Raw genomic sequence first — 22,491 nt, forward strand, 5'->3', positions numbered from 1 at the left:
ATGCCGACATGGAGCTGATGGTCGAGGATACGGGCTTCCGCGAGGGGCTCGACGGCCCGGGCTACCGGCTGCTGCAGCGCTCGGATGCCGACCTCGCCTATTGGAACACGCGCCTTGTCCGGCGCGACGCCGGCGCGCGCTACCATGGCGTGACCCACGAATATCTCGATGTGCCCGGTGGCGTGCAGGAACTGAGGCGTGTCTGGTACAAGGATCATGCCAGCGGGTCGAACCGGGTGGACAAGTTCGAGCGCGATGCCAGGCTTTTGCTGGAAGCCCTCGAGAAGGATCCGGAAAATCAGCGCTACTGGTTTTATTTGGCGCAATCCTATCGCGACGCCGGGCGGACGGCGGAGGCAGCGGTGGCCTACGCCAAACGCGCCGCCATGGGCGGCTGGGACGAGGAGGCTTGGAACGCCCGTCTGCAGGAGGCTCGCTGTTTGCGCAAGCTCGGCGACGAGCCAGGCTTCATCGGCCAGGCGCTTGCCGCTTTCAACCAACGGCCGCAACGTGCCGAGCCGCTTTATGACCTGGCGCGGTTCTACCGCGAAAAGGGGTTGAACGACGCCAGCCTGCTGTTTTCGGAAGCCGGCCTGGCGATCAAGCGACCCGAGCAGGACATCCTGTTTATCGAGGACTACGCCTACACGACAGGCCTGCTGGAGGAGTTTGCGATAGCGGCAAATTATGCCCGCGACCCCGTGCGCAAGGACCGAGGTTTTGCGGCCTGCAACTGGCTGGCGCTGAACCGGACCATCGGCGACGGCCCCAGGGAACTGGCATGGTCCAACCTGTACTTTTATGTCCAGCCCGCTACCACAGCGATGCCTTCCTTCACCGCGCGTCCGGTTGGCTTCTCGGCGCCCGATGGCTATCGGCCTCTCAATCCTTCGGTAACGCGATTGGGCAAGCAGATCGTGCTCGCGCAGCGAGCCGTGAACTACACGATGACCGAAAACGGACTCCAATATCAGACCAAGGACGGCGATGCGATCCGCACTCGGAACTTCCTGCTGCGATTGAGCAATGAACTTGGTATCGAATCAGCGACAGAAATCCTGCCGCCGGTAGACATGCCGGAACCCGTTTACAAAGGCGTGATTGGCTTCGAGGATTTGCGTCTGTTTGCTTGTAACGGTGAGTTGTGGGGCTCGGCGTGTGTCCGAGAATTTACGCCAGAGGCATGGTGTGAGCAGGTCGTCGCGCGCATCGATGAGAGTGGCGCATGCAGGTTGGCTGACTGGCGCGTGCTCCGTCCGGTAGGGCCGCGGGTGCATGAGAAGAACTGGATGCCCCAAGTCAAGCCAAGCACGGCGGAGGCAGGCACTGAGACGCTGCAGTTCATCTACCTCTGCGATCCCACCCGGATCGTGGACGAGCGAGGCGCGACTCTCGCCGAAACTCATCCCGCGATTGCCGCCCAACGGTTCAGGGGTGGAACCCAGCTGATCGCATTCGCCGGCGGGTGGCTCGCATTGATTCATGAAGTACAATGGCGCACTGCCGAGAAGCGGCGTTACTATCTGCATCGGTTTGTCTGGTTCGACGAAGCCAACATCCTGCGCAAGGTGAGCCGACCCTTCTTCTTCAACAAAAAGGGCGTTGAATTCGCTGCCGGGCTGGCATGGCACCCGGACGAACGACGTCTGCTGATTTCCTACAGCGTCACCGACAGCGAGTCCTGGATCGCGACCGTCGACGAGGCAGAAGTGAGGTCGCTTCTGGAGGATGTGGATAACCTGCCATCGGGTGCGGCTGCAGCGTCCGGGCTGACGCTGTCGTCGCCGGCCTCTCGCGTCCAACCGGATTGTTCCGGGCCGTCGACGAAAGCCGGGATCAAGCCTGACCGCGCTGACGACGGAGCCAAAGGCGGCGCAAGCCAGGCACCGTCGGAAGGCAACGGCCTTAGCGCTGGCGGCACGAAGTCGACCGACGAAATCTTTCATGAGCTCGCGCCGTTTCTGCGCGACGTCGATTCTCCGCTGGAACGGCGGGAGGGATCGCGCCAGTTCGACGCGCGGATTTCTCCCTTCCTTGGCAGCGACGACACTGCACTTCCGCAGATCAACTGCTTCTACCAGGTGATGTCCGACAAGGCCGAGCATCGTACCTTGATTGCCGCCACGACGTCGATGCGAGCGGCAGGCCATCCGGTGCGGGTATGGAGCTACGCGCCCGAAAAGCTCGCCTTCCTCTTCCCTCACGGTATCGAAGTCCGCAATGCCGACGACGTCATGCCGCGCGCCTTGTTCGAGCGCATCGTCGCCGGCTCTGAGATCAGGTATTTCAGCGATATCTTCCGCTACGCCTTGCTCTACGAGCATGGCGGGCTATGGATGGATTCCGACGTCATCCTGCTGCGGCCCTTCCCCTTCCACGGCGATCATTTCTTCAACCTGCAATGGCGTGGATCGCACAAGGGTCACTTCATCTGCGGCAACGTCATGTATGCCAAGCCCTACAGCCATCACCTTAGGGCGCTGTACGAGATTTCGATCGAACGCTTCCATGACGACGGCGGCAAGGAGTTTGGAGATATCGGCCCCAAGCTGTTGTCCGACTACATAGCCTCCGATGCTGGAGCCGAGCTGCGAGAATGGGTGTTCAGCCCGATGTTCTTCAACACCATCGATTGGAATGAGATCGATCGGTTCGAGAAGCCGATAGCGGAATTGAGCGACTATCTGAACGACCAGCGCGTGGTCGGCATCCATCTGTGGACGGCGCGCAACGACGCCCGGCCGGGCGGCGAAGGCGCAGCGCTGATCTCGCTGTTGGTCAGTCCGCTTGAAAGCTTCCCCGCCTTCACCGGCCTCGCCGATCGCTTCAACACAGACAAGAACAGGCACACGGGCAACCGTCACTGCTACGCAAGGGTTTACGACCGCCTGCTGTCGACGCGGCGCTTGTCCATGCGGCGGCTGATGGAGATCGGCCTGTGCCGTGGTCTGGCCGAAGGCAACCAGACCGAGACCCCATCCGTCTCGCTGTGGCAGAGCTATTTTCCGTTCTGCCAGGTGATCGGTGTCGACCTGACGGATTTTTCGCAGCTCAACAATGAACGGTTCAAGTCGTTTGTTGGAGACCAGTCCAAGCTGGACGACCTGCGCCGTGTTGCCGCGAAGCTCGAACCGGGATCGCTCGACGTGATCATCGACGACGGCAGCCACGCCTCGTTCGACGAGCAGCTCACGCTGCGCGAGTTCTTCCCGCTGCTCGCCGAGGGGGGCTGGTATTTCCTGGAAGACCTCGACTGGCAGCCGCCCGGCGAGGACCTCGGCAAGATCACGCTGACCAAGACCCTACTGCGGGAGATCCAGCAGCACGGCAGCGCGCGATCGGTCGATCCGCTGAGTGTGAGCGCGCTTGCCGGTCAGTTCGCCGAGATCCTGTTCTTCGACAGCCACTATGAGTTGAATCGGGCAAAGCTGCTTGGTGGCCTGGTGGCTATCCGCAAGGGCGCGTCGGGCATTTTCAACAGGCGAGGTCTATCATAGCCGTTGAGTGAGGGAGTTGATTGAAAGTCGCCGTCTACACCATCGCCTTGAACGAAGCCGCCAACGCCGAGCGCTGGGCCAATTCGGCCGTCGACGCCGACTATCGCATTGTGGCCGACACCGGCAGCACCGATGACACGGTGGAGCGGCTAACAGCTGCCGGCGTTACCGTGCACCGGATAGCGGTCCGCCCATGGCGTTTCGACGATGCCCGCAACGCCGCAATGGCACTTATCCCCGCCGACGTCGATGTGTGCTGCACGATGGACATGGACCGGTTTCTCGAACCCGGTTGGCGGGCGAAGCTCGAGGCCGCCTGGACCTCCGAGACGACTGCCCTCTATTGCCAGACGATCTACAGAGCGAGTGTCGATGACCCGACGCCGCTGCGCAGCTGGCCGGCGAAGAATTTTCACCATCGCTGGGGCTATCGGTTCAGTCGACCTGTCCATGAGGCCCTGGTCTTCACCGGAGAACGGGAAGTCACGGCGAACAGCGGCGACATCGTCATGTTCGAGGTACAGGATCTCACCAAGCCAACAAGGAGCAGCTACCTGCCGCTGATGGAAGTGGCGCATAAGGAAAATCCCGACGACGCGCAGATCTGCTTCTGGCTCGGCCGGGATTTGATGTGGGCCAACCAACAGGAGCGGGCCGCCCAATTGCTTGAGGGCTACCTCGCGTTACCGACAAGCAAGTGGGGGGAAGAACGATCCGAAGCGATGCGGTACTTGGCACGAATGCAGCCGGAGCAGAGATTGTCGTGGCTGGACAAGGCTCGAATGGAGGCGCCCCATCGGCGCGAAATCTGGCTGGACCTCGCAGAGGAGTTCCATAGCAAAGCCGACTGGCTGAATTTGTTTTGGGCCAGCACCAACGGGATCGAGAAGACTCACCGGACCGGTAGCTATCTGGACGACCCGAACTGCTGGGGCTTCCGGTTGTATGATCTCGGTGCAATCGCGTCATGGCACCTCAATGTCATGAACCGGGCGGTGGAGTGGGGGCAGCGAGCGCTTGACCTCGACCCGAACAATCAGCGGCTGAAGGACAATCTCGACTTCTTCATCCGGCGACGGGAAGAAAGTCGAGCGGAAATGTAGCGGTGTCCGAAGGCTCAAGTTTACCGCGGAAGGGCTGAAATGAGTCGAGAGGACATAATTGCGCTGGTAAAACGCGAGACTAAGATGGTCGTGCAAACCGGCCCTTTCGCCGGTTTGCGCTTGCACGACGTGCAAACCTGGGGAGGCGGCGAGGATATCGGCCCACAGCTCCTTGGTATCTATGAGCAGGAGCTTCACTCTTCTCTGCTGGGTTTTGTAGAGCAACGTCCAAGTATTGTTATCAATGTTGGATGCGCCGAAGGGTACTATTCCATCGGCCTGGCACGGCTACTTCCCGACGCCCGTGTGTTTGCGTTCGACATCGACCATCGCGCGCAGGAAGCATCTCGCGCGAATGCCGATCTTAACGGTATCGGCGAGCGCTTTCGCATCGAGACGAATTGCACGCCTGCTCACCTCCGAGAACTCGTTCTCCAAGACCCGCATGCTCTGATTGTAGTCGATTGCGAAGGATGCGAAAAATTACTCTTTGACGAGACCAACATCCCTGCCTTATGCCAGGCAAACATTCTCATCGAATTGCATGAATTCACGGATAGAAATATTCTTACGCGCTTGAATGACCTATTTTCTTCTTCCCATCGAGTGTCAGTTATTCATAGTGGACCTCGCGATCCTCACAAATTTTCTTTCCTGGATGGATCGGGGGACTATGACAAATGGCTTTTGGTCTGTGAGAATCGCCCTGAGCTCCAGCGTTGGCTCATCTGCGAGCGGCGCGCTTCGTCCGAGGTTCTCGGTTCAAACGGGCGCCAAATCGCAAAACCAAACGGCGGGGAGAGCGTGACGGCCTCGCCCAAAGTTTCCAGGATGTCAGGCGCCCGACCCTATGAAATAGGTGAGGGCGGAAAACTATACCCGCTCTACCGACCGCTGATATGCACGATTGTGTATGGGCCTGATGAGTATTTCGAATGCCTTCGTTGGTTTTTGACCTCACTCGATCATTTCGGCAAATACCGCGGCGAAATAGCTGTCATATCGGACAGATCACCAGACCAAGTGCTAAAGTTTGTTCCTCAGAATTTACATGGGCGTTTAGTTTTCAAGAAAGAAACAAATATTTCTCACCTATCAAGATATAGCTTAAATGATTTCGGGTTTGATAACTACTCGCCAATAATTTATTTTGATAGCGATATTGTTATAGAAAACGAGCTAACTGACGTTATCTACGAGGTCTTCGTATCGGGGGGAGTATGCGTCTCGACCGAGGCTGCAGCATATCCTGAATTAGCCTCCACAAGTATCAGCCATATTCGGGACACAAGACGAATTGGTAATTGGTTTGGCTTGGATTTACTATCTGGAGATCCTGACTGTTCGAACGAAAATCTGCCCCTTGCTAATTCAGGAATCATTGGTTTTTGCAACAAGTATGACTTCAAGATTGTTTCGGATATCGTACAGCAAATGTATGATCACGCAGAGCATAAAATTTTGGTAAGTTTTTTTGGGGATCAGCCTTTCCTAAATTATGCGTTGGTAAAGACAGGGCTTGGTGTATATCGCCCTCTTGGCGATAAGTGTAGATTTTCGGCTCTCTGGCAGTTAGGTCAGAACGAGCGGCGCGGGTTCCTTCATTTTGTTTGGGCCCGAGGTGAAGATAAATGCAAGCAGATGAAGTCTTACGTTGATTTTCTGAATGGCGAGGCGGCGGTAAAAGTTGAGACGGGAGGTGTGTCTGAAGAGACGTGGTACCGCCGGTGGCAGGCGGCCCAATACCTGAACGAGGCGGGTGACGAAGCGGGATTTGTAAGAGTGGCGCTCGAGTCGTTTCGGAACCGCCCTCACCGTGCTGAGCCACTTCATGCTTTGGCACGCCATTACCTGCATAGATCGCGCGGCGATATTTCTATCGACTATGCCGACGCTGGGCTTTGGTTGAGCGTTCCATCAAAAGATGATTTCGGGGTCGAGCCGCAGGTGTATTCAACTGGCCTGAAGGAGGCCTTTACGATAGCTGCCTCATATTCCAGTGATTCCGCCAAGAAGGAGCGAGGACGCCAAATCTGCAACTGGCTATCGATGACCCGCGACGTAGCTGACAACGCAAGAGGCCTTGCCAGATACAACTACCGGTGGTTTGCCGAAACAGCCAGCACATTGATGCCGTCGATTGTTTATCATCCGCTATCTGTTCCAGCTCCAGAAGGTTATAAACCCGGAAACGTCTCGATCGCCCGCTCCGGGCGGGGCTTCGTTGTTTTGATACGTGCGGTGAACTACGACCTGCTGGATAGCGGGTTCTTTGACCGTCATGGCGATACCTCGTTCCGGCAACGGACCTTGCTCGTGTACCTGGACGACAGCTTGCAGGTCGAGTCTTGCAACGAAGTATTGCAGCCCGAGGACATGCCCTCGCCACGACATTCTGACTCGCTTGGCTTCGAGGACCCCCGCCCGTTGATCTGGCACGACAGGCTCTGGTGTCTTTCATCTGTGCGCCAATTGAACGAAGAGGGGCGTGCGGAAATGGTGCTTGCTCGCGTCGATCAAACATCATCAGGGCAGTATGTCTTGGCCGATTGGCGAGTGCTGCCATCAGGCATGCCAGCGCAATGGGAGAAAAACTGGATGCCGCAGCTGGTTGGCGATGAATTGCGTTTCATCTATTCGGTAGAACCAACCCGCATCATAAACGACGCTGCGGAGGTTTTATTTAATGAACCTGCACCGGTTGCAGCAGAGAATTTTCGCGGCGGAACGCAAGCTGTTCCATTCGATGGTGGGTGGCTAATGCTGATCCACGAATGGGAGCTCGCAGGAACCAGACGGAATTATTTTCATCGATTTATCTGGTTGGATGCGGATAACCGCCTTGCACGTTTGACGCGCCGCTTCTTTTTCCGGCGAATGGCCAGTGAGTTCGCCGCTGGGCTGGCTTGGCACCTGACTGGCGACCATTTGGTCGTCAGTTTTGGCACTGATGACCATGACCCAACCCTTGCTGTGGTCGAGGCTGACGAGGTTCGTCGCGCTTTGTCTGCAATTGAGGATCACAAAAAGGCAAGTGAACAGGCCTGTGAGGCAGGTCGACCCATGTGGGAAAGTATAAGCCACGGCTACCAGCCCTTGGACGGGGGCACATAATTCCGCAAACTTCGTTGCTTTTGGCCGTGAGTGGCCTGACGTTGGGTAAACTGAATGAGGCGGCGCGAGTTCACCGTAGTGGTTGCCGGCGGTGCAATCGCAAGCTTAGTGGGCACCTCGCTGACGCGGCGGCGTGACACCGACGTCGGATACCCGGCCATGGCGGCACAGATGACCCTCCCGCTCGAACCGCCGCCAACCCTCCTTACCGCCCCTATCGAGCTCGCCGGCGATTGGGGCCATATGCTTCCTCGCTCCGCCGATCTGGTCGTCGAACGCATGCGGCACGCCTGCCTTGATGGCGTCCGCCTCGTCTCCGATCGCCAACCGATTCGGCTGCGCGTCGACGAGCACACGTCGGGCCCGCCGGCTGTGTGGCTGCACCCGGACGGCGGCAGCATGGCGTGGATCATCGTCGACATCGGCGAGCGGGACTGGTCGAAGCTTGCCTACCAGTTCGGGCACGAGCTCGGCCACGTCATGGCCAACAGCTGGCAGGCGGACGCCAAGCCGGCGCCGCCCTGCCAGTGGCTCGAGGAGGCGTTGGTCGAGGCCTTCTCGCTGCGCGGTCTCGGTCGTCTGGCGAAGGACTGGAAAGAGAATCCGCCATTTGCCGGCGACAACGCGTTCGGCGATGCCATCGCGGCGTATCGCGACAACATCGTCCGCAGCTATGCGGCGCTCGCCGACAGCCAGGGGCTCAGCCGCGACGCCGCCGCGTGGTTCGGCGACCATCGCAGCGAGATCGAAATGCCCGGTCTCAATCCGTTTGCCCAAGCAATGTCCCGGACCGTCCTCACTGAGTACGAGGCGGCGCCCGACTGCGTCGAGGCGCTGGGCGCACTCAACCGTTGGCCAGGCCGCACAGGTATACCGATCGCCGAGTATCTAAAGCTATGGGAGGCGAGTTGTGTAGAACTGCAAGCCTCGCCGCGACTGCCGGCCCGGCTGCGTGAACTGCTGCGCATCATCGATTAGACGATCACGGTATTTTTCGCACTGCTGCTAAGCGGATCGATGCCAGCCTGCGGGGAGAAAATCGACCGGTCCTATCGATAGTTCGCGAAAGCACGGAATTCACGAACAGCGAAAATTCGTCATTGAAATCAAAGCCCAAGACTTTTGACGGTATCTGCGTTGAGGGAAAAATAGATTGCGCTCAAAATCAGCCGGTTATCATGGGCTGGAAACAATCGAGTGGGAAAGAGGGAAAGACGGTGGCAGCAGTAAAAACTGCGCGGGAACGGCGCGACTACCAATGCCTAAGTTTCTTCGCTCACCTTGATCACAGGCTCCGGCAGACCCGGACTATCGACTGGCCGCATGAAAACCGCGCCGCCCACATCGCTCATCTTGGTCGCTTCCGTCGTGCTGCTGTTCCAACCTGTCGTCACATACAGCGTCTTCAGTTCCGGTCCGCCGAAACAGAGGCTGGTTACGAAAGTGGCCGGCAAATAGAGCGACCTTCGAAGCGTTCCCCTGGCATCAATGCACACGACTTTGCCGCCGACATAGAGGGCGCACCAGACATTGCCGGCGCTATCGACCGCGAGGCCGTCCGGCATCCCGTCATTGTTTGCAAAGGTGAAGAAGATCCGACGGCCGGATATTTTCCCGTCCCGGTCGAGGTCGTAGGAGAGGATGCGGTGGCCGACCGTGTCACTGAAGTAGAGCATGCGATTGTCGGGTGAGAAGGCCGGGCCATTGCAGATGACAAAACCTTTGTCGGCCACTTCCGCCGTGCCGTCCAATCCCACCCGATAGAAAGCCGCGCCGGGCTCCCTCTCGGACAGATCATAGGTTCCGATCCAGTAGCGTCCGGCACGGTCGACCTTGCCGTCATTGTAGGCCAGATTCATTTTCCCGTCTTTGGGATCGGCGAAGAAGCGTGTTTTGCCGGTGCTGGTATCGAGAAGGTGTAGGCCGTGATCAACGGCGAGAAGGAGGCGGCCCTTGTCGCCAAAGACGAGCGATCCGATCGTTTCCCCGAGATCGATCTTCCAGCTTTCGACCACGCCGCTGCCCCTCTTTTGGCGATGCACGAGTGGGCCGTAAAAATCGATCCAGTAAAGAGCTTCCTCCGCCGGATGCCACAAGATGCTCTCGCCCAGCCGGTCGCGCGTTTGAGAACAGATCTGCCATTCTGAATTGCCCGTCGGCATGTCAGCTCCCGATGTGGAACGTCTCGGTGTGCCCGTCGACGGCGATGGCCTGGCCGGTCACCATCTTGGCGGCCGGCGAGGCTAGGAACAGGCACATATCGGCGATCTCTTCCGGTTTCACGAAGCGTTTGATCGACTGTGACTGGACGTATTCCGTCTGGACGACGTCGAGCGAGACGCCACGGCTTTCGGCCTCGGCCTTCATCACATGCTGCATGCGAGCGCCATCGACGGAGCCCGGGCAAATTGCGTTCGCGCGCACATCGTAGGGGCCGAGTTCGACGGCGAGAGATTTGGTCAATCCGATCACCGCCCATTTGGCCGCGGCGTAGGGCGTGCGAAGGCCGTAGCCGTAGAGCCCGGCGGTTGAGGCGATATTGATGATGCTTCCCGAACGTTGGGCCTTCATGGCGGATGTGGCGCGTCTGGCGCAGAGGAACTGCGAATCGAGACAGACACTCAGGCATGCGCGCCAGTCGTCCAGCCTGATGTCTTCGACGTAGCCGGTCGGCCCTTTGGTGCCGGCGTTGTTGACCAGGACATCAAGGCCGTTCAGGTCGCCCAAGGCATCATCAAACCAGCGGTCGATCGCTGCCTCGTCCGTCAGGTCGAGCCGTCTGACGGCGATCTCAGGATATGTCCTGGTGACTTCGTCCAGCGCCCGCTCGTCGACATCGCAAATATGAACCTTGGCGCCATTGTCAGCGAACGCCTTCGCGATCGCCCATCCTATGCCTGAGCCGCCCGCTGTGATCATGACACGCTGCGGCGATGGTGCTGCAGTCATCGCGAAAGCTCTCCGCCGTCCACGACGATATTGGATCCGTTCACATAGGAGCAGAGGCCTGAGCAGAGTGCCACGGCGACCGAGGCAATCTCCTGGGGTTGCGCGAAGCGGCCCATCGGAATGGCAGCCTCATAGCCGGCGCGAATAGCCGCGGCATCAGTTCCCGATTGCCGTGCAATATTGGCCGTCGTTGTTGCGACCATCTCCGTGTCGACGCTGCCGGGCGAAATCGTATTCACGCGTATGCCTTGCGGCGCGAGTTCCCCGACAAGCGTGTCCGCAAGCCTCAAGACGCCGGCCTTGGAGGCACAATAGGCTCCCCACAGGGGCCAGCCCTTGAGGCCGTACTGGGACGCGACAAGGACGAGATTTCCGCCGCGGCTCAAATGGCGCGACGCCTCTCGCGCAACCAGGAAGGCGCCGGTCAGGTTCACGTCCAGTACGCGGCGGAAATCCGCCGCCGACATGTCAGCCAGCGCAGCGACAGCGCCAATGGCTGCTGCGTGAACGACGTCGTCGATAGGACCCTCAGTGGCCACATCCATAAAAGCACGCACCACTGAGTCTTCATCGGCGACATCGCAGCCGCGAACGGCGTCGGATGCATTGATATCGAGGCGGACGACTGTCGCTCCGGCTTGGTCAAAAGCATCGGCAATCGCCTTGCCAATTCCGCGTGCCGCGCCGGTCACGACAGCACGACGTCCAACAAGAAGCGGTGGCGTCTGGAATTGGGGGGACGACCTCCCCTGCGGCGAGTGATTGAGTGTCATGGCAAAGGCTCCCGGTAAAGCATCTTGGATGTGCCGGAAGCGTATCGCACAGAGCGCGGCGCCAACAATGGTGCCGACGGTCACCATCTGCGGAGGCGCCTCTGCTGCGGCTTGGCCGCCGTTTGCCGAAGTCTTCGCGGCAACGCACCCAAACGTGTCGGCGCATAGTTTATGGTGACCGTCGGCACCATTGTTGGCGCCGCGATCCGTGAACTAGGCTTCCGGCACATCCAAGATTGTTTTGCCGGGAGCCTTTGCCATGAAGCCAGATACTCTTCCCAAATGCTGCATCATCGGGGCCGGCTGCAGCGGGATCGTCACCGCCAAGGCGCTTGCCGAACGCGGCATCCCTTTTGACTGGTTTGACATGAGCGACCAGATTGGCGGCCAATGGGCATTCGAGAATCCAAATGGGAAGTCGGCGGCCTATCGCTCCCTGCACATCGATACCTCGAAGTTGCAGCTGCAGCTGTCGGACTTTCCGATGCCTGCCGACACGCCTCACTATCTGCACCACACGCAAGTGCTGGCCTATCTGACTGCCTATGTGGAGCACTTCGGCCTGTCAGGCAAAGTCAGGCTCAACACCGAAGTCACCGAGGCCACACGAGACGGCCAGGGAACATGGCAGATTCGCTTGGGCGACGGCCAGACGCGCTCTTACGATGCCCTGTTCGTCTGCAATGGGCATCACTGGGATTCCCGCTTGCCGGACCCAGCCTATCCAGGCCATTTCGACGGCACGCAAATTCACTCGCATGGCTATCGCGACCCATTCACCCCGATCGACTTCAGAGGCAAAAGCGTTCTCGTCGTCGGGATGGGCAATTCGGCAATGGACATCGCCAACGAGCTTTGCCCCCGCCACATATCGAAGAGGCTCTTTGTGAGCACGCGGCGCGGCGCGCATATCTTTCCACGATTTCTGCTCGGAAAGCCGGCCGACAAGGGCAAGCTCTATCCCTGGCTGCCGCTGTCATGGCAACGCTGGGTCGGTCGTCGGATATTCCATTTCGCAGTTGGCTACATGGAGGACTTCGGTCTGCCGAAACCGGACCACCGCGTCTTCGAGGCTCATATCTCGGTATCGGACACCTTCCCGACTCTGGTCGCTTCAGGCGATATCGAGATTCGGCCCGGGATCAGAGAGCTCGATGGGGACAGCGTCGTTTTCGAAGACGGGCGCCGCGAACAGATCGATATCATCGTCTGGGCCACCGGCTATAGGGTCAGTTTTCCGTTCTTCGATCCGTCTTTCATATCGGCGCCCGGCAATCGGCTGCCTCTCTTCAAGCGCGTCCTCAAGCCCGGCATCCCGAACCTGTTCTTCATCGCTTTGGCCCAACCCAGCATCACGCTGTTCGCGCTTGCCGAGCGCCAGGCGAAATGGATCGCGGCCTATCTGTCGGGTGAATACGCATTGCCGGACGTGGAGGAACAGTCACGCATGATCATCGCCGACGAGAAGAAGCACATGGCGCGCTATTACGCTTCGGCGCGCCACACGATGCAGCTCGATCAGGACATCTATTTTGCCGAACTGGACGGTGAGCTGCGGCGCGGCCGGAAGCGAGCGCGTGCCCTTGGCTTCGGACGCACACGACTGCCGGTGCCTAGCCTTGCTGAGACCGAAGTTCCCGCTGCAGCCGAGTGAACACGGGTATCATCTTCCAGGTGCTCGCAGATGTTGCATGTAGGTGAGGAAGAGTTCTCTCTCGGTGGTGATGTCGAGCTTCTGGTAGAGGCGAAGCCGATGGTTCTTGATGGTGCCGCGCTTGAGGCCGAGGCGGCCGGCTATGCTGGCGATCGGATGCCCTTCCAGGGTGAGCATCACAATCTGTTTCTCGCGGTGGGTAAGGCAGGCAAGCCAGCCGTCGTCTTGCCCGCTCGGAGCGTGCAGGGCGGACACTTCCACCTGATCACACATGCCTCCCGGAGCAACACCAAAATCCGTAGCCAGGGGAGACCTGATGATGAGCCGGCCGTCGGCAAGCGTTGTCTGCGTTCTGCCGGGGCTGGCCAAGTCCGCCAGAGCCTCAGTGAGCCCGCCATTTGGATCAGCCTCAAGCGTCCTCCAGGCGCGATTGGCGGCGAGCTCCTTGCCGCTGCGGTCGATCAGTCGGAACGGTTTCTCGGTCGAATGGTCGACCAGGCCACGGCCGATGATTGCCTTGAGGTGCGCTTTGTGCAGCCCCGCCAAAAGCGGAAAAACGCTCTCGATGCGCGCGATCTCAACGGCGGTGAATTCACCTGCGGCCCGGTCAAGAATAAGCGTCGGGCTGGCGCCGCCGATTGGCGGCAAAAACACCGCGATTTCATCGCTGATTCTTGCGGCGCGCAGGAACTCCAGGGCGTAGCGGCTCTTCCACAATTCCGCCGGTGCCAGTCCCCGCAATGATTTGACGGCAGGCGCGGCGACTGTTCGCCAGTAATGATGGAAAGGGTCGAACGCATAGAGACCAGAGTCATAAGGCGCTGCAACCTCAGTCCTGATCTGACGAGGGATCACGAGGTCTGGCGCGCCAAAACTTGAATAGCGGACCAACGACAGGAGATCGGCTTCGACCAATGATGTCAGCACCTCCAGCAGCCGGTCATAGAAAGCCTCGCCGCCTATGGCAGCACTTGCACGCTCCATCGCGTCCCAAAATCCCGTCCCGGTCATGTTCCGCGGAACTTCGAAGGCATTCAACGACAAGGCTTGGTGTCGAGCATCGGCACGTACCGGAGAAAGAACGTTCATGTCTCACCTCCTTGGCTGATTGGCTTGAAAATTGGTCGTCTGGCCAAGTATTGATCCCATTGGCCAAATATGTCAATATCGACGCATGAGCCTGACCAGAATAAGCGATATTCGACGCCGAGAACTGCGCCATGCCGCCTATGAGGTCCTCCAGGCGGAGGGGATGGGCGGGGCAACCATCGAAAAGGTTGCGCAGAAGGCGGGCGCGTCCAAGGGCATCGTCCACCACTATTTCAAGACCAAGCAGGAACTGTTCGAGCATGCCATGCGGCACTCGAATGCTTTGCTGCGCGATGAAGTGATCCGGCTGATGCGCCTTGCATGTAGCCCTGATCAGCGGCTATGGGCGATCATCGAAGGCAATTTCAGCACGGCGTTCTTCACGCCCGGGATCTGTCGCGCCTGGCTTGCCCTTTGCGCCGAAATCCCGCGCGAGCCACAGCTGGCGCGTATCCAGCGCGTCGTTCATGCCCGCATGCATTCGAACTTGATGACCGCACTGTCGGCACTGGTTCCGGCAGACGAACGGGAAACTGTCGCGCTTGGCATAACGACACTTATCGACGGGCTTTGGCTCAGGCAGGGGCTGCATCCAGGCCAGCTGACCGCATCGGAAGCCTTGGTGCAAATGGCCGATTATCTGGCCCATCGTATCCCGCATCTAGAATGGCACGAACATCTCTCCCGGACTCATGCTGCTGTTCAGCAACTGCGCTAGTTGACCGTCTCCATTGCCGGGCTTGCTTGAGCCGGTTGGAGTTGAGCAGAGCGAGGCGCGCGGAATTTTCCAGACAGAGGTTCGGCGTCGTTTGAGCTAGGGCGATCACGGCCAGCCTCCTGGCTGGGCTGCCCGCGGCGCCTCCCCCATCAGCCAGCGGTCGGCGTTCGGTGCTTCTTGGCCTGTTGAAAACGAGTGATAAGGTCGGCCTGCGCTCAGAGTCAAAGATGGGCCGAGGGTACAGAAAATGGCACACCGCCTATGCTACGCGATGCTTGGCTTCTCGGCCCTTGCCCTGGTCGCGTGCCAAACTGCCCCTGAAACGCAGCAACCTGCCGCTGTCGAACCTGGGCTAGGACCTGGTCCCAATCCTTCCCAACCTGCCTTGGGTCCTGCCGCTGTTTCTTCCGGTTCGGCACTCATGGATCAATCCGTGGCGATCACGCCCCCTGGCAAAGGCATTCCAGCAAAGTACGCTGCCTTTTCGGGCCTATGGGCCGGACGATTGGAGGGAATGTATGAAGCCAAACTTGCGGTTCAGACGATTTCTTCCAACGGAAAGGTGACGGTCACCTATGCGTGGGGAAATCTGGCCGACAACTATCCGGGAGAGGCCGCCGGCGCCGGAAGAATAATAGGGACCACGTTGAAGCTTGGGCGGCTCCCGAATGGCGCGGACCTCAGCTTTGTGATGCAGTCAGACGGAACCCTGGCCGCAACCGTTGCGCTTTCTGGCCAGACCTACACGGGCGCGTTCCTCAAGCAATAATCAAAGACGCGTCTGCTTGGTGGCGCTCCGGCCAACCTCCGGGGCAACATGTCAGTTCGTAGATTCCCGGTGCTGGAAGAACTGCAAAAACAGTTCCCGCTCGGTGGTGATGTCGAGCTTCTCGTAAATGCGGCGGCGATGGTTCTTGACGGTGCCGACGGTGATGCCGAGTCGCTCGGCGATGTTGGCGGTCGGATGTCCGGCCAGGATGAGCTGCACGAGTTCGCGCTCGCGCTGCGAGAGTTCCGGCCACAGGCAGGCCGGGATGCTGGGCTCTTGCCGCGGTGAAGCCCCGGGGCCGGTCGGTGCCGATGTGCGGGAAAAGTCCGCGCCGCGCGCGGTAATGTCGAGCGCATGCAGCGCCTCGAACACCGGCAGCCGCTCTTCCAGCTGGGCGATTTCGCTGTCCTTGAACGAATTGGTCGAGCGGTCGAGGAAGATGCCGAGGCACCAGTCGCCGCCATCGGCAAGCATGATGCCGACCTCGTCGCAGATTTCCGACTGCGCCAGGAAGCCGGCTATGTACTGGCCGCGCTTGGCCTCTTCGTCGGCAAGCCCTTTCAGCGGCATGATGCCGAGCCGTCGCTCGCGCCGCCACGAGGCATAGAACGGATCGAAGACATAGTAGCTAGCGAGATAACGCTGGACCATCTCGTCCGAAAAGCGCCGGTGCTTGATGAATTCCGGTGTCTGCGTCGCCGAATAGCGCGTCACGGTGACGAGGTCGTGCGCGATGTCGGCGCCGATCAGATCGATCAGGCAGTCGACATGCCTGTCCGTGCCGGTGGCGGCGATCGCCTTGGCGAGCGGCGCCCAGATATTGCCCATGCGCATGCCCTTTTCTCGGCGATCCCGGCCCAACCGTCATTGTGTCTTTAGGCATATGGCGCGAGGCAGCCTGTCCAAACTAGCCTTGCGTCATCCTAGACCACATCCCGAGGCGACCGTGACCCAGCCCAATCCCGCCGGCCCCATCGTTGGCAATCCGCCGATCATTGGCAATCCCATCGTCATCGGTATCGACGCCGGTGGCACCATGACCGACACGATCCTTGTCGATCAGGACGGCCACTTCAAGATCGGCAAGTCGGCGACGACACCGAAGAACGAGGCCGAGGGCTTCCTGGCTTCGGCCGAGGACGCGGCGGATGCCTGGGGCATCTCGCTGGAGCAGCTCTTCTCCGGCGTCAATGTCGTGCTTTATTCCGGCACCGGCATGCTCAACACGCTGTTGTCGCGCACCGGCCGTCGGCTTGGCCTGATCACCACCAAGGGCCTTGAGGACATGATCCTGATGGGCCGTGGCCTGCAGGCCTGGGCCGATTATTCCTATGCCGACCGGTTGCATGCCGTGACCCATCACCATCCCGATCCGCTGGTGCCGCGCCGCCGCACCCATGGCGTCACCGAGCGCATCGACCAGTTCGGCGACATCGTGCTGCCGCTCTACGAGCATGAGGTCGTCATTGCTGCGAAGAAGCTGATCGCCGACAAAGTCGAAGCGATCTGCATCATGACCATTTTTTCGCACGTCAATCCGGTGCACGAGAAACGCATCGCCGCGATCTGCCGCCGGGAGGTTGAGAGGGCCGGCGCCGACATCATCGTCTACACCAGCCATGAGGTCCGCCCGGTCATCCGCGAGCAGTCGCGGCTGAACTCGGTGCTGATCGAAGCCTATGCCACGTCGCGCGGCCGCAAGCAGCTCAAAGGCATCGAGGACGTCTCGAAGAAATACGGCTTCAAATACGGCGTGCAGACGCTGCTCTCCTTCGGCGGCCTGACCTCGATCAACCACCCGCGCCTGCATGAAACCATGATCTCCGGCCCGATCGGCGGCATTCTGGGGGCGGCCTATGTCGGCAAGCTAATCGGCAACGACTCGCTGATCTGCTCGGACATGGGCGGCACCTCCTTCGACATGGGCGTCATCACGCGCGGCCAGACGCGGATCGAGAACGAGCCGCTGATGGACCGCTTCAAGCTCAACGTGCCGACGCTGCATCTCGACACCATTGGCGCCGGCGCCGGCATGATCCTCAAGGTCGATCCGCTGACCAAGAAAGTCTCGCTCGGGCCGGAAAGTGCTGGCTCCGATCCCGGCCCGATCTGCTTCGATCGCGGCGGCACCGAGCCCACCATCGCCGACTGCGATGCCATCCTCGGCCGCCTCAACCCGCATTATTTCCTCGGCGGCAAGGTCGTGCTGCAGGTCGAAAAGGCCCGCAAGGCTTTCCAGGAGAAATGCTCCGACATCCTTGGTGTCGGGCTGGAGGAGGCCGCCGAAGGCATGATCGACATGCTGGAGTCCGACGCCAACAATGCGCTGCGCCGCGTCATCTCCGGCCAAGGCATCCACCCCTCGGAATTCACGCTGCTCTCCTATGGCGGCTCCGGGCCGCTGCATCTCGCCGGCTGCTCCAGGGGCATCGGCTTCAAGGACATCATCACCTTCCAGTTCGCCGCCGCCTTCTCCGCCTTTGGCTGCACCACGGCCGACTTCATGCGCCGTCATTCGGTGTCGACGCAGCACGACATCCCTTCGCGCGCTGACGAGGCGACGCTGGTCGCTTTCGGCGCCAAGGTCACCACGGTGTGGAACGACCTGACAAAGGCCGCGGTCGACGAGATGATCACCGACGGCCACGCCCGCGAGAAGATCAGGACCGTGCCGTTCCTGATGATGCGCTACACCGGCCAGCTTGAGGACGTCGAGGTCATGGCGCCGCTGGCCGAGGTCAATTCGGCCGACGACATGCGCAAGGTCATCGACGAGTTCGAAGCGGTCTACGCCAAGGTCAACCATCGCGTTTCGCGCTATGGCGAGGCCGGCTTCACCATCACTGAGCTCGGGCTGATCGCCACCGCCGACAAGGTCAAGCCGGTGTTGCTCAAGCGGCCGCTCGGCAAGTCGGACCCGGCAGCCGCCCACAAGGGTGTGCGCGAGGCCTATATTGGTGGACGCTGGCACAAGGCCAATCTCTACGAGATGGACCTGCTGCAGCCCGGCCATGAAGTGATCGGCCCGGCCATCATCGAACATCCCGCCACCACGCTCGTCGTTCATCCGCAGGACCGTGTCCATGTCGATGAATGGACGTTGCTGCACTACACCCACGCTTGAGAGGGCATCGCCATGTTGGACAAACCTGCCTCGGCCCTGCGCCTTCGCGAGAGACTGCTCGATTCCGAGCGGCTGATGGAAGAGACCGGCTGCTATGACGGCATCACCGAACTCACGCTGCGCAACCAGGATCCGCTGAAATTCGAGACACTGCACACCAAGCTGCGCGCCTATTGCGTCTCGGCCCGCGAAATGGCGCGCCGCATCTCGGCTTCGCCCGGCGTGCGCGAGGTCGGCGAAATGGTGGTCGCCATCTACACCCCTGAGGGTGACGCGATAGCGCTCTCCAACGGCATCATGGTGCATGTCCATACGATGAGCCGCTTCATCAAATGGATGATCAAGAACAATTACGAGGAAAACCCGAAGATCCGCGAAGGCGATATCTTCGCCAACAACGACGCCTTCATCGGTACCGTGCAGGTGCCCGATGTCATGGATGTTGTGCCGATCTTCCATGAAGGCACGCTGGTCGGCTGGGCCGGCGCTGTCTGCCATGAGCTGGAAGCCGGCGGCATCACCCCTGGCGGCGACGTCTGTCTCGCCCAGGAGCGCTTCACCGAAGGCCTGTTCGTCTGCGCCGAAAAGATCGGCGAGAATGACGAGATTCGCCGCGATTACGTCATCCGCTGCGAGCGCAATCTGCGCATGCCGATCTACTGGGTGCTCGACGAAAAGGCCAAGGTCGCCTCCTGCATCGACATGCGCGAAAGCGTCAAGCAGCTGATCTCCGAGATCGGCCTCGACTACTGGATGAAGGTGTCGAAGGAGTTCATCGAGGAAGGCCGCCGCGCCCAGCTCGCCCGCACCCGCCAGCTCACCGTGCCCGGCATCTATCGCGGCCACACTTTTTACGGCCATGTCACTGCCGGCAAGCCCGGCTTCCAGCTGCTCGGTGATCCCGACTGGCTCTACAACATCCCGATCGAGATGGAGATCACCACCGACGGCAAGATCACCATGGACTTCGAGGGCACGCAGCCCTGGGGCTACCATTCGATGAACTGCACGCCGGCCGGCATGGATGGCGGCATGTTCGTCACCTTGACCCAGCACATGAATTTCGAAGGCCTGGTCAATGACGGCGCCTGGATGGCGACCGAGCTGAAATTGCCGCATGGCACCTGGACCAATCCCGACAACGAGATGGTGGCGACCGCCACCTCGTGGGCCCTGCTGCTGCCGGCCTATGGCGTCTTCCAGCGGCTGTTGTCGCGCAGCTTCGTGGCGCGCGGCTTCGTCGAGGAAGCCTTCGTCGGCCAAGTCAACAGCCCGATGATCGAGATGGGCGGCGAAAGCCAGTACGGCACGCCGTTCGGCATGGCGCATTTCGAATGCGCCGCCGCCGGCTCCGGCGCGCTCGCCATCAAGGACGGGCTCGACACAGCCTATGTCGGCTGGAACCCTGAGTCCGACATGGGCAACATCGAGGTCTGGGAACAGTCGATGCCGATGGTCTATATCGGCCGCTCGATCGTCCCCAACTCGGGCGGCGCCGGCAAATATCGCGGCGGCTGTTCGTTCGTCTCGACCTGGCTGATCAACAAGACCTCGCATCTCAGGCTCCACACCTCGGAACACTCCTCGCGTGTGTTCGACAATGGCGGCATGTGCGGCGGCTATCCGGCGCCGACCTGCCAGAAGCACCGCGCGGTGCGCAATTCCAACATCCACGAGCTGGCGGCAAAAGGCGAACCGCTGGCGCATGCGCCCGGCATCGACCCGCATGTCTCCGATTACGAGAAGAACATCGGCGGCGACCATGTCGTGGTCGAAGGCCCCTACATCACCTCGCCGCACAAGTCCGGCGACATTTTCAGCCATTCCTACAATGGCGGCGGCGGCTATGGCGACGTGCTGGAGCGCGATCCGATCAAGACGGCGTGGGATGTGGAGAACGGCTTTCTCACCCGCGAGGCGGCGGACCAGGTTTTCGGCATCGTGCTGAAGGACGATGCCGATGGCTATCCGGTCGCGGACATAGATGCGACGGTCGAACGCCGTGCCGCCATGCGCAAGCAACGCCTGGCCAAGGCGATCCCTGTCACAGACTGGATCGCCGCCGAGCGCGGCCGGGTGGAGAAGGCCGACTTCGCGCCCGAGGTGAAGAAAATGTACGCCAGCGCGATCAAGCTGTCGTCGCGTTTCACCAGGGATTTCAGCGATTTCTGGAACGTCGACGCCAGATCGATCTTCATGCCGGGAGCAAAGCCATGACCTCATACAGCAAGGAAGTCATCCGCGATCTGGCTGCCGGCCAGCTGCCCTGGCCGCAGACGCGGCGCATCATGAGCACCTACAAGGACGACGACCGCTTCTTCAAGATGGTCGCCGTCTATCAGGACCGCGTTGCGTGGAAGGATCCCATCCTGCTGCCGGTCTCCGATCATTTGTTCATCTGCCAGAGCGGCGATGAGCGGATAACCCGCTGCGAATGCGGCCATTCCTTCGGCGACTACCGCAAGAACTGGAAGCTGAACGCCGCGATCAACGTGCGCAACACCGAAGAAGCGCTGCGCGAGATCTATCCGAACAGCGATCTCCCCGATCCCGAATGGATGGAGATCCGCGAATTCATCTGCCCGCAATGCGGCACGCTGCACGAGGTCGAGGCGGCGGCACCGGGCTATCCGATCGTGCATGATTTCGAACCCGACCTCGAAGGTTTCTATCGCGAATGGCTGGGCAAACCACTTTAAGGATTTTGATCTTGTGAACCGCGTCGCAGGCAAGGTAGCGCTCGTCACCGGTGCCGGCATGGGTCTAAAACTATCGCATCAGATTTCGGCATCGGAGACCCATTGCCTATGACAGAACTTTCTGGCCGCGGCGCGATCGTCACCGGTGGGTTTTCCGGCATGGGTTTTGCGATTGCCACGGCGCTTGCCCAAGCCGGCGCCAATGTTGCCGTCGGTTCCTACATTGCGCCCGCCGGCGCCGAGAAATCCGATGCCGCCTATTATCCCGGCGCCGACGAGATCGAGCGTGTGCGGTCGGCCCTCGCGGCACATGGCACCAGGGTCCATGCGGCTCATCTCGACGTGCGTGACAGCGACATCACCAATCGTTTCACGGCCGAAGCCGAAGCCGCCATCGGCTCCGCCGACATATTGGTCAACGCTGCCGGCACCACCGCCGAGCAGCCGGTCTGCGGCCATTCTGACGCGCTGTGGGACAAGATCGTCGATACCAACCTGACCGGCGCGTTCCGCGTCACCCGCGCCGTGTTGCCCGGCATGATCGCGCGCGGTTGGGGCCGCATCGTCAACATCGGCTCGACGGCGGCTTCCGTCGGCTGGAAGGACAACCCGGCCTATTGTGCGTCCAAGGCGGGGCTTCTCGGCTTGACCCGTTGCGTGGCGCTGGAGGGGGCCGCGCACGGCGTCACCTGCGTCATGATCAGCCCGACCTGGGTCGAGACCGAACTGATGCGCCGCAATGTGGCGCAGGTCGTCGAGCGTGAGGGCAAGGGGCGCACGGCCGAGGAAGCGATGGCCGAGATCGCCAGGGGCAATCCGCAGCAACGCATGCTGCAGCCGCAGGAGATTGCAGCACTCGCCGTCTTCCTCTGCTCGGATTTGGCCAAGGGCATCACCATGGAAAACATCCAGATCACCGGCGGAGCGTTGTGGTAGCGTTCTTCCGGGATGGTTGCGGCCTTCATGGACCATCATGGCGGCATTGTCGATGCTGGGTAGTGT

At 60.4% G+C, this 22,491-nt stretch carries 16 protein-coding genes; 11 read left to right on the top strand and 5 right to left on the bottom strand.

Going from position 1 to position 22,491, the window contains the following annotated elements; translation table 11 throughout:
* Positions 1 to 8: 8 nt before the first annotated feature.
* From AC1D0N_RS09370 to AC1D0N_RS09385, 4 genes are all read left to right on the top strand, one after another.
* Positions 9 to 3,497: a glycosyltransferase gene (locus tag AC1D0N_RS09370; RefSeq protein ID WP_477243994.1), complete on the top strand. Its 3,489-nt coding sequence runs from the start codon at positions 9 to 11 to the stop codon at positions 3,495 to 3,497.
* A 20-nt stretch (positions 3,498 to 3,517) separates the two neighbouring features.
* Positions 3,518 to 4,600, top strand: coding sequence for a tetratricopeptide repeat-containing glycosyltransferase (locus tag AC1D0N_RS09375; protein WP_477243178.1), 1,083 nt, complete (start codon positions 3,518 to 3,520; stop codon positions 4,598 to 4,600).
* 84 nt (positions 4,601 to 4,684) lie between these two features.
* On the top strand, positions 4,685 to 7,714 hold the full coding sequence (locus AC1D0N_RS09380) for a 50S ribosomal protein L11 methyltransferase (RefSeq protein ID WP_477243179.1): 3,030 nt from the start codon (positions 4,685 to 4,687) through the stop codon (positions 7,712 to 7,714).
* 159 nt (positions 7,715 to 7,873) lie between these two features.
* Complete coding sequence (locus AC1D0N_RS09385) at positions 7,874 to 8,692, top strand: hypothetical protein (RefSeq protein ID WP_477243180.1); 819 nt, start codon at positions 7,874 to 7,876, stop codon at positions 8,690 to 8,692.
* Positions 8,693 to 8,976: 284 nt separating this feature from the next.
* On the opposite strand, the gene AC1D0N_RS09390 is transcribed toward AC1D0N_RS09385, so the two are convergent.
* From AC1D0N_RS09390 to AC1D0N_RS09400, 3 genes are read right to left on the bottom strand one after another with little or no spacing between them, the layout of a single operon-like run.
* On the bottom strand, positions 8,977 to 9,876 hold the full coding sequence (locus tag AC1D0N_RS09390) for an SMP-30/gluconolactonase/LRE family protein (RefSeq protein WP_477243181.1): 900 nt from the start codon (positions 9,874 to 9,876) through the stop codon (positions 8,977 to 8,979).
* 1 nt (position 9,877) lies between these two features.
* Positions 9,878 to 10,663 (bottom strand): SDR family oxidoreductase, encoded by a 786-nt coding sequence (locus AC1D0N_RS09395; protein WP_477243182.1) that lies wholly within the window; start codon positions 10,661 to 10,663, stop codon positions 9,878 to 9,880.
* Positions 10,660 to 11,523, bottom strand: coding sequence for an SDR family NAD(P)-dependent oxidoreductase (locus AC1D0N_RS09400; protein ID WP_477243183.1), 864 nt, complete (start codon positions 11,521 to 11,523; stop codon positions 10,660 to 10,662). Before AC1D0N_RS09400 ends, AC1D0N_RS09395 begins: the two co-directional genes overlap by 4 nt.
* A 172-nt stretch (positions 11,524 to 11,695) precedes the next feature.
* Between AC1D0N_RS09400 and AC1D0N_RS09405 the strand changes: the two genes are divergently transcribed.
* Complete coding sequence (locus AC1D0N_RS09405; protein ID WP_477243184.1) at positions 11,696 to 13,090, top strand: flavin-containing monooxygenase; 1,395 nt, start codon at positions 11,696 to 11,698, stop codon at positions 13,088 to 13,090.
* Between the two features lie 9 nt (positions 13,091 to 13,099).
* Here the strand turns inward: AC1D0N_RS09405 and AC1D0N_RS09410 are convergent, their stop codons facing one another.
* Positions 13,100 to 14,179 carry a helix-turn-helix transcriptional regulator gene (locus tag AC1D0N_RS09410; RefSeq protein ID WP_477243185.1) on the bottom strand — a complete coding sequence of 360 codons (1,080 nt, stop codon included), beginning with the start codon at positions 14,177 to 14,179 and terminating at the stop codon, positions 13,100 to 13,102.
* 85 nt (positions 14,180 to 14,264) lie between these two features.
* Between AC1D0N_RS09410 and betI the strand changes: the two genes are divergently transcribed.
* Positions 14,265 to 14,897 carry a choline-binding transcriptional repressor BetI gene (gene betI / locus AC1D0N_RS09415; protein ID WP_477243996.1) on the top strand — a complete coding sequence of 211 codons (633 nt, stop codon included), beginning with the start codon at positions 14,265 to 14,267 and terminating at the stop codon, positions 14,895 to 14,897.
* A gap of 421 nt (positions 14,898 to 15,318) precedes the next feature.
* A complete protein-coding gene (locus tag AC1D0N_RS09420; RefSeq protein WP_477243186.1) occupies positions 15,319 to 15,666 on the top strand; it encodes a hypothetical protein in 348 nt (115 codons plus the stop codon).
* 51 nt (positions 15,667 to 15,717) lie between these two features.
* Here the strand turns inward: AC1D0N_RS09420 and AC1D0N_RS09425 are convergent, their stop codons facing one another.
* On the bottom strand, positions 15,718 to 16,500 hold the full coding sequence (locus tag AC1D0N_RS09425; RefSeq protein ID WP_477243187.1) for a helix-turn-helix domain-containing protein: 783 nt from the start codon (positions 16,498 to 16,500) through the stop codon (positions 15,718 to 15,720).
* A gap of 160 nt (positions 16,501 to 16,660) precedes the next feature.
* Here AC1D0N_RS09425 and AC1D0N_RS09430 point away from each other — a divergent pair, with 160 nt between their 5' ends.
* The 4 genes from AC1D0N_RS09430 (at position 16,661) to AC1D0N_RS09445 (ending at position 22,425) form a co-directional block, all read left to right on the top strand.
* Entirely contained in the window at positions 16,661 to 18,790 is a 2,130-nt protein-coding gene (locus tag AC1D0N_RS09430) for a hydantoinase/oxoprolinase family protein (RefSeq protein WP_477243997.1), read from the top strand.
* Positions 18,791 to 18,802: 12 nt separating this feature from the next.
* Positions 18,803 to 21,007 carry a hydantoinase B/oxoprolinase family protein gene (locus tag AC1D0N_RS09435; protein WP_477243188.1) on the top strand — a complete coding sequence of 735 codons (2,205 nt, stop codon included), beginning with the start codon at positions 18,803 to 18,805 and terminating at the stop codon, positions 21,005 to 21,007.
* A complete protein-coding gene (locus AC1D0N_RS09440) occupies positions 21,004 to 21,489 on the top strand; it encodes an acetone carboxylase subunit gamma (RefSeq protein WP_477243189.1) in 486 nt (161 codons plus the stop codon). Before AC1D0N_RS09435 ends, AC1D0N_RS09440 begins: the two co-directional genes overlap by 4 nt.
* A gap of 108 nt (positions 21,490 to 21,597) precedes the next feature.
* On the top strand, positions 21,598 to 22,425 hold the full coding sequence (locus AC1D0N_RS09445; protein ID WP_477243190.1) for an SDR family NAD(P)-dependent oxidoreductase: 828 nt from the start codon (positions 21,598 to 21,600) through the stop codon (positions 22,423 to 22,425).
* Positions 22,426 to 22,491 lie beyond the last annotated feature (66 nt).

It is taken from the genome of Mesorhizobium sp. P2_E10 (assembly GCF_056404235.1).

Coding starts and splice junctions, on each gene's coding strand:
- betI (WP_477243996.1), top strand. CDS start 14,265: ATGAGCCTGACCAGAATAAGCGATATTCGACGCCGAGAACTGCGCCAT.
- AC1D0N_RS09440 (WP_477243189.1), top strand. CDS start 21,004: ATGACCTCATACAGCAAGGAAGTCATCCGCGATCTGGCTGCCGGCCAG.
- AC1D0N_RS09400 (WP_477243183.1), bottom strand. CDS start 11,523: ATGGTGACCGTCGGCACCATTGTTGGCGCCGCGCTCTGTGCGATACGC.
- AC1D0N_RS09410 (WP_477243185.1), bottom strand. CDS start 14,179: ATGAACGTTCTTTCTCCGGTACGTGCCGATGCTCGACACCAAGCCTTG.
- AC1D0N_RS09370 (WP_477243994.1), top strand. CDS start 9: ATGGAGCTGATGGTCGAGGATACGGGCTTCCGCGAGGGGCTCGACGGC.
- AC1D0N_RS09380 (WP_477243179.1), top strand. CDS start 4,685: ATGGTCGTGCAAACCGGCCCTTTCGCCGGTTTGCGCTTGCACGACGTG.
- AC1D0N_RS09405 (WP_477243184.1), top strand. CDS start 11,696: ATGAAGCCAGATACTCTTCCCAAATGCTGCATCATCGGGGCCGGCTGC.
- AC1D0N_RS09445 (WP_477243190.1), top strand. CDS start 21,598: ATGACAGAACTTTCTGGCCGCGGCGCGATCGTCACCGGTGGGTTTTCC.
- AC1D0N_RS09395 (WP_477243182.1), bottom strand. CDS start 10,663: ATGACTGCAGCACCATCGCCGCAGCGTGTCATGATCACAGCGGGCGGC.
- AC1D0N_RS09390 (WP_477243181.1), bottom strand. CDS start 9,876: ATGCCGACGGGCAATTCAGAATGGCAGATCTGTTCTCAAACGCGCGAC.
- AC1D0N_RS09425 (WP_477243187.1), bottom strand. CDS start 16,500: ATGCGCATGGGCAATATCTGGGCGCCGCTCGCCAAGGCGATCGCCGCC.
- AC1D0N_RS09435 (WP_477243188.1), top strand. CDS start 18,803: ATGTTGGACAAACCTGCCTCGGCCCTGCGCCTTCGCGAGAGACTGCTC.
- AC1D0N_RS09385 (WP_477243180.1), top strand. CDS start 7,874: ATGGCGGCACAGATGACCCTCCCGCTCGAACCGCCGCCAACCCTCCTT.
- AC1D0N_RS09420 (WP_477243186.1), top strand. CDS start 15,319: ATGGATCAATCCGTGGCGATCACGCCCCCTGGCAAAGGCATTCCAGCA.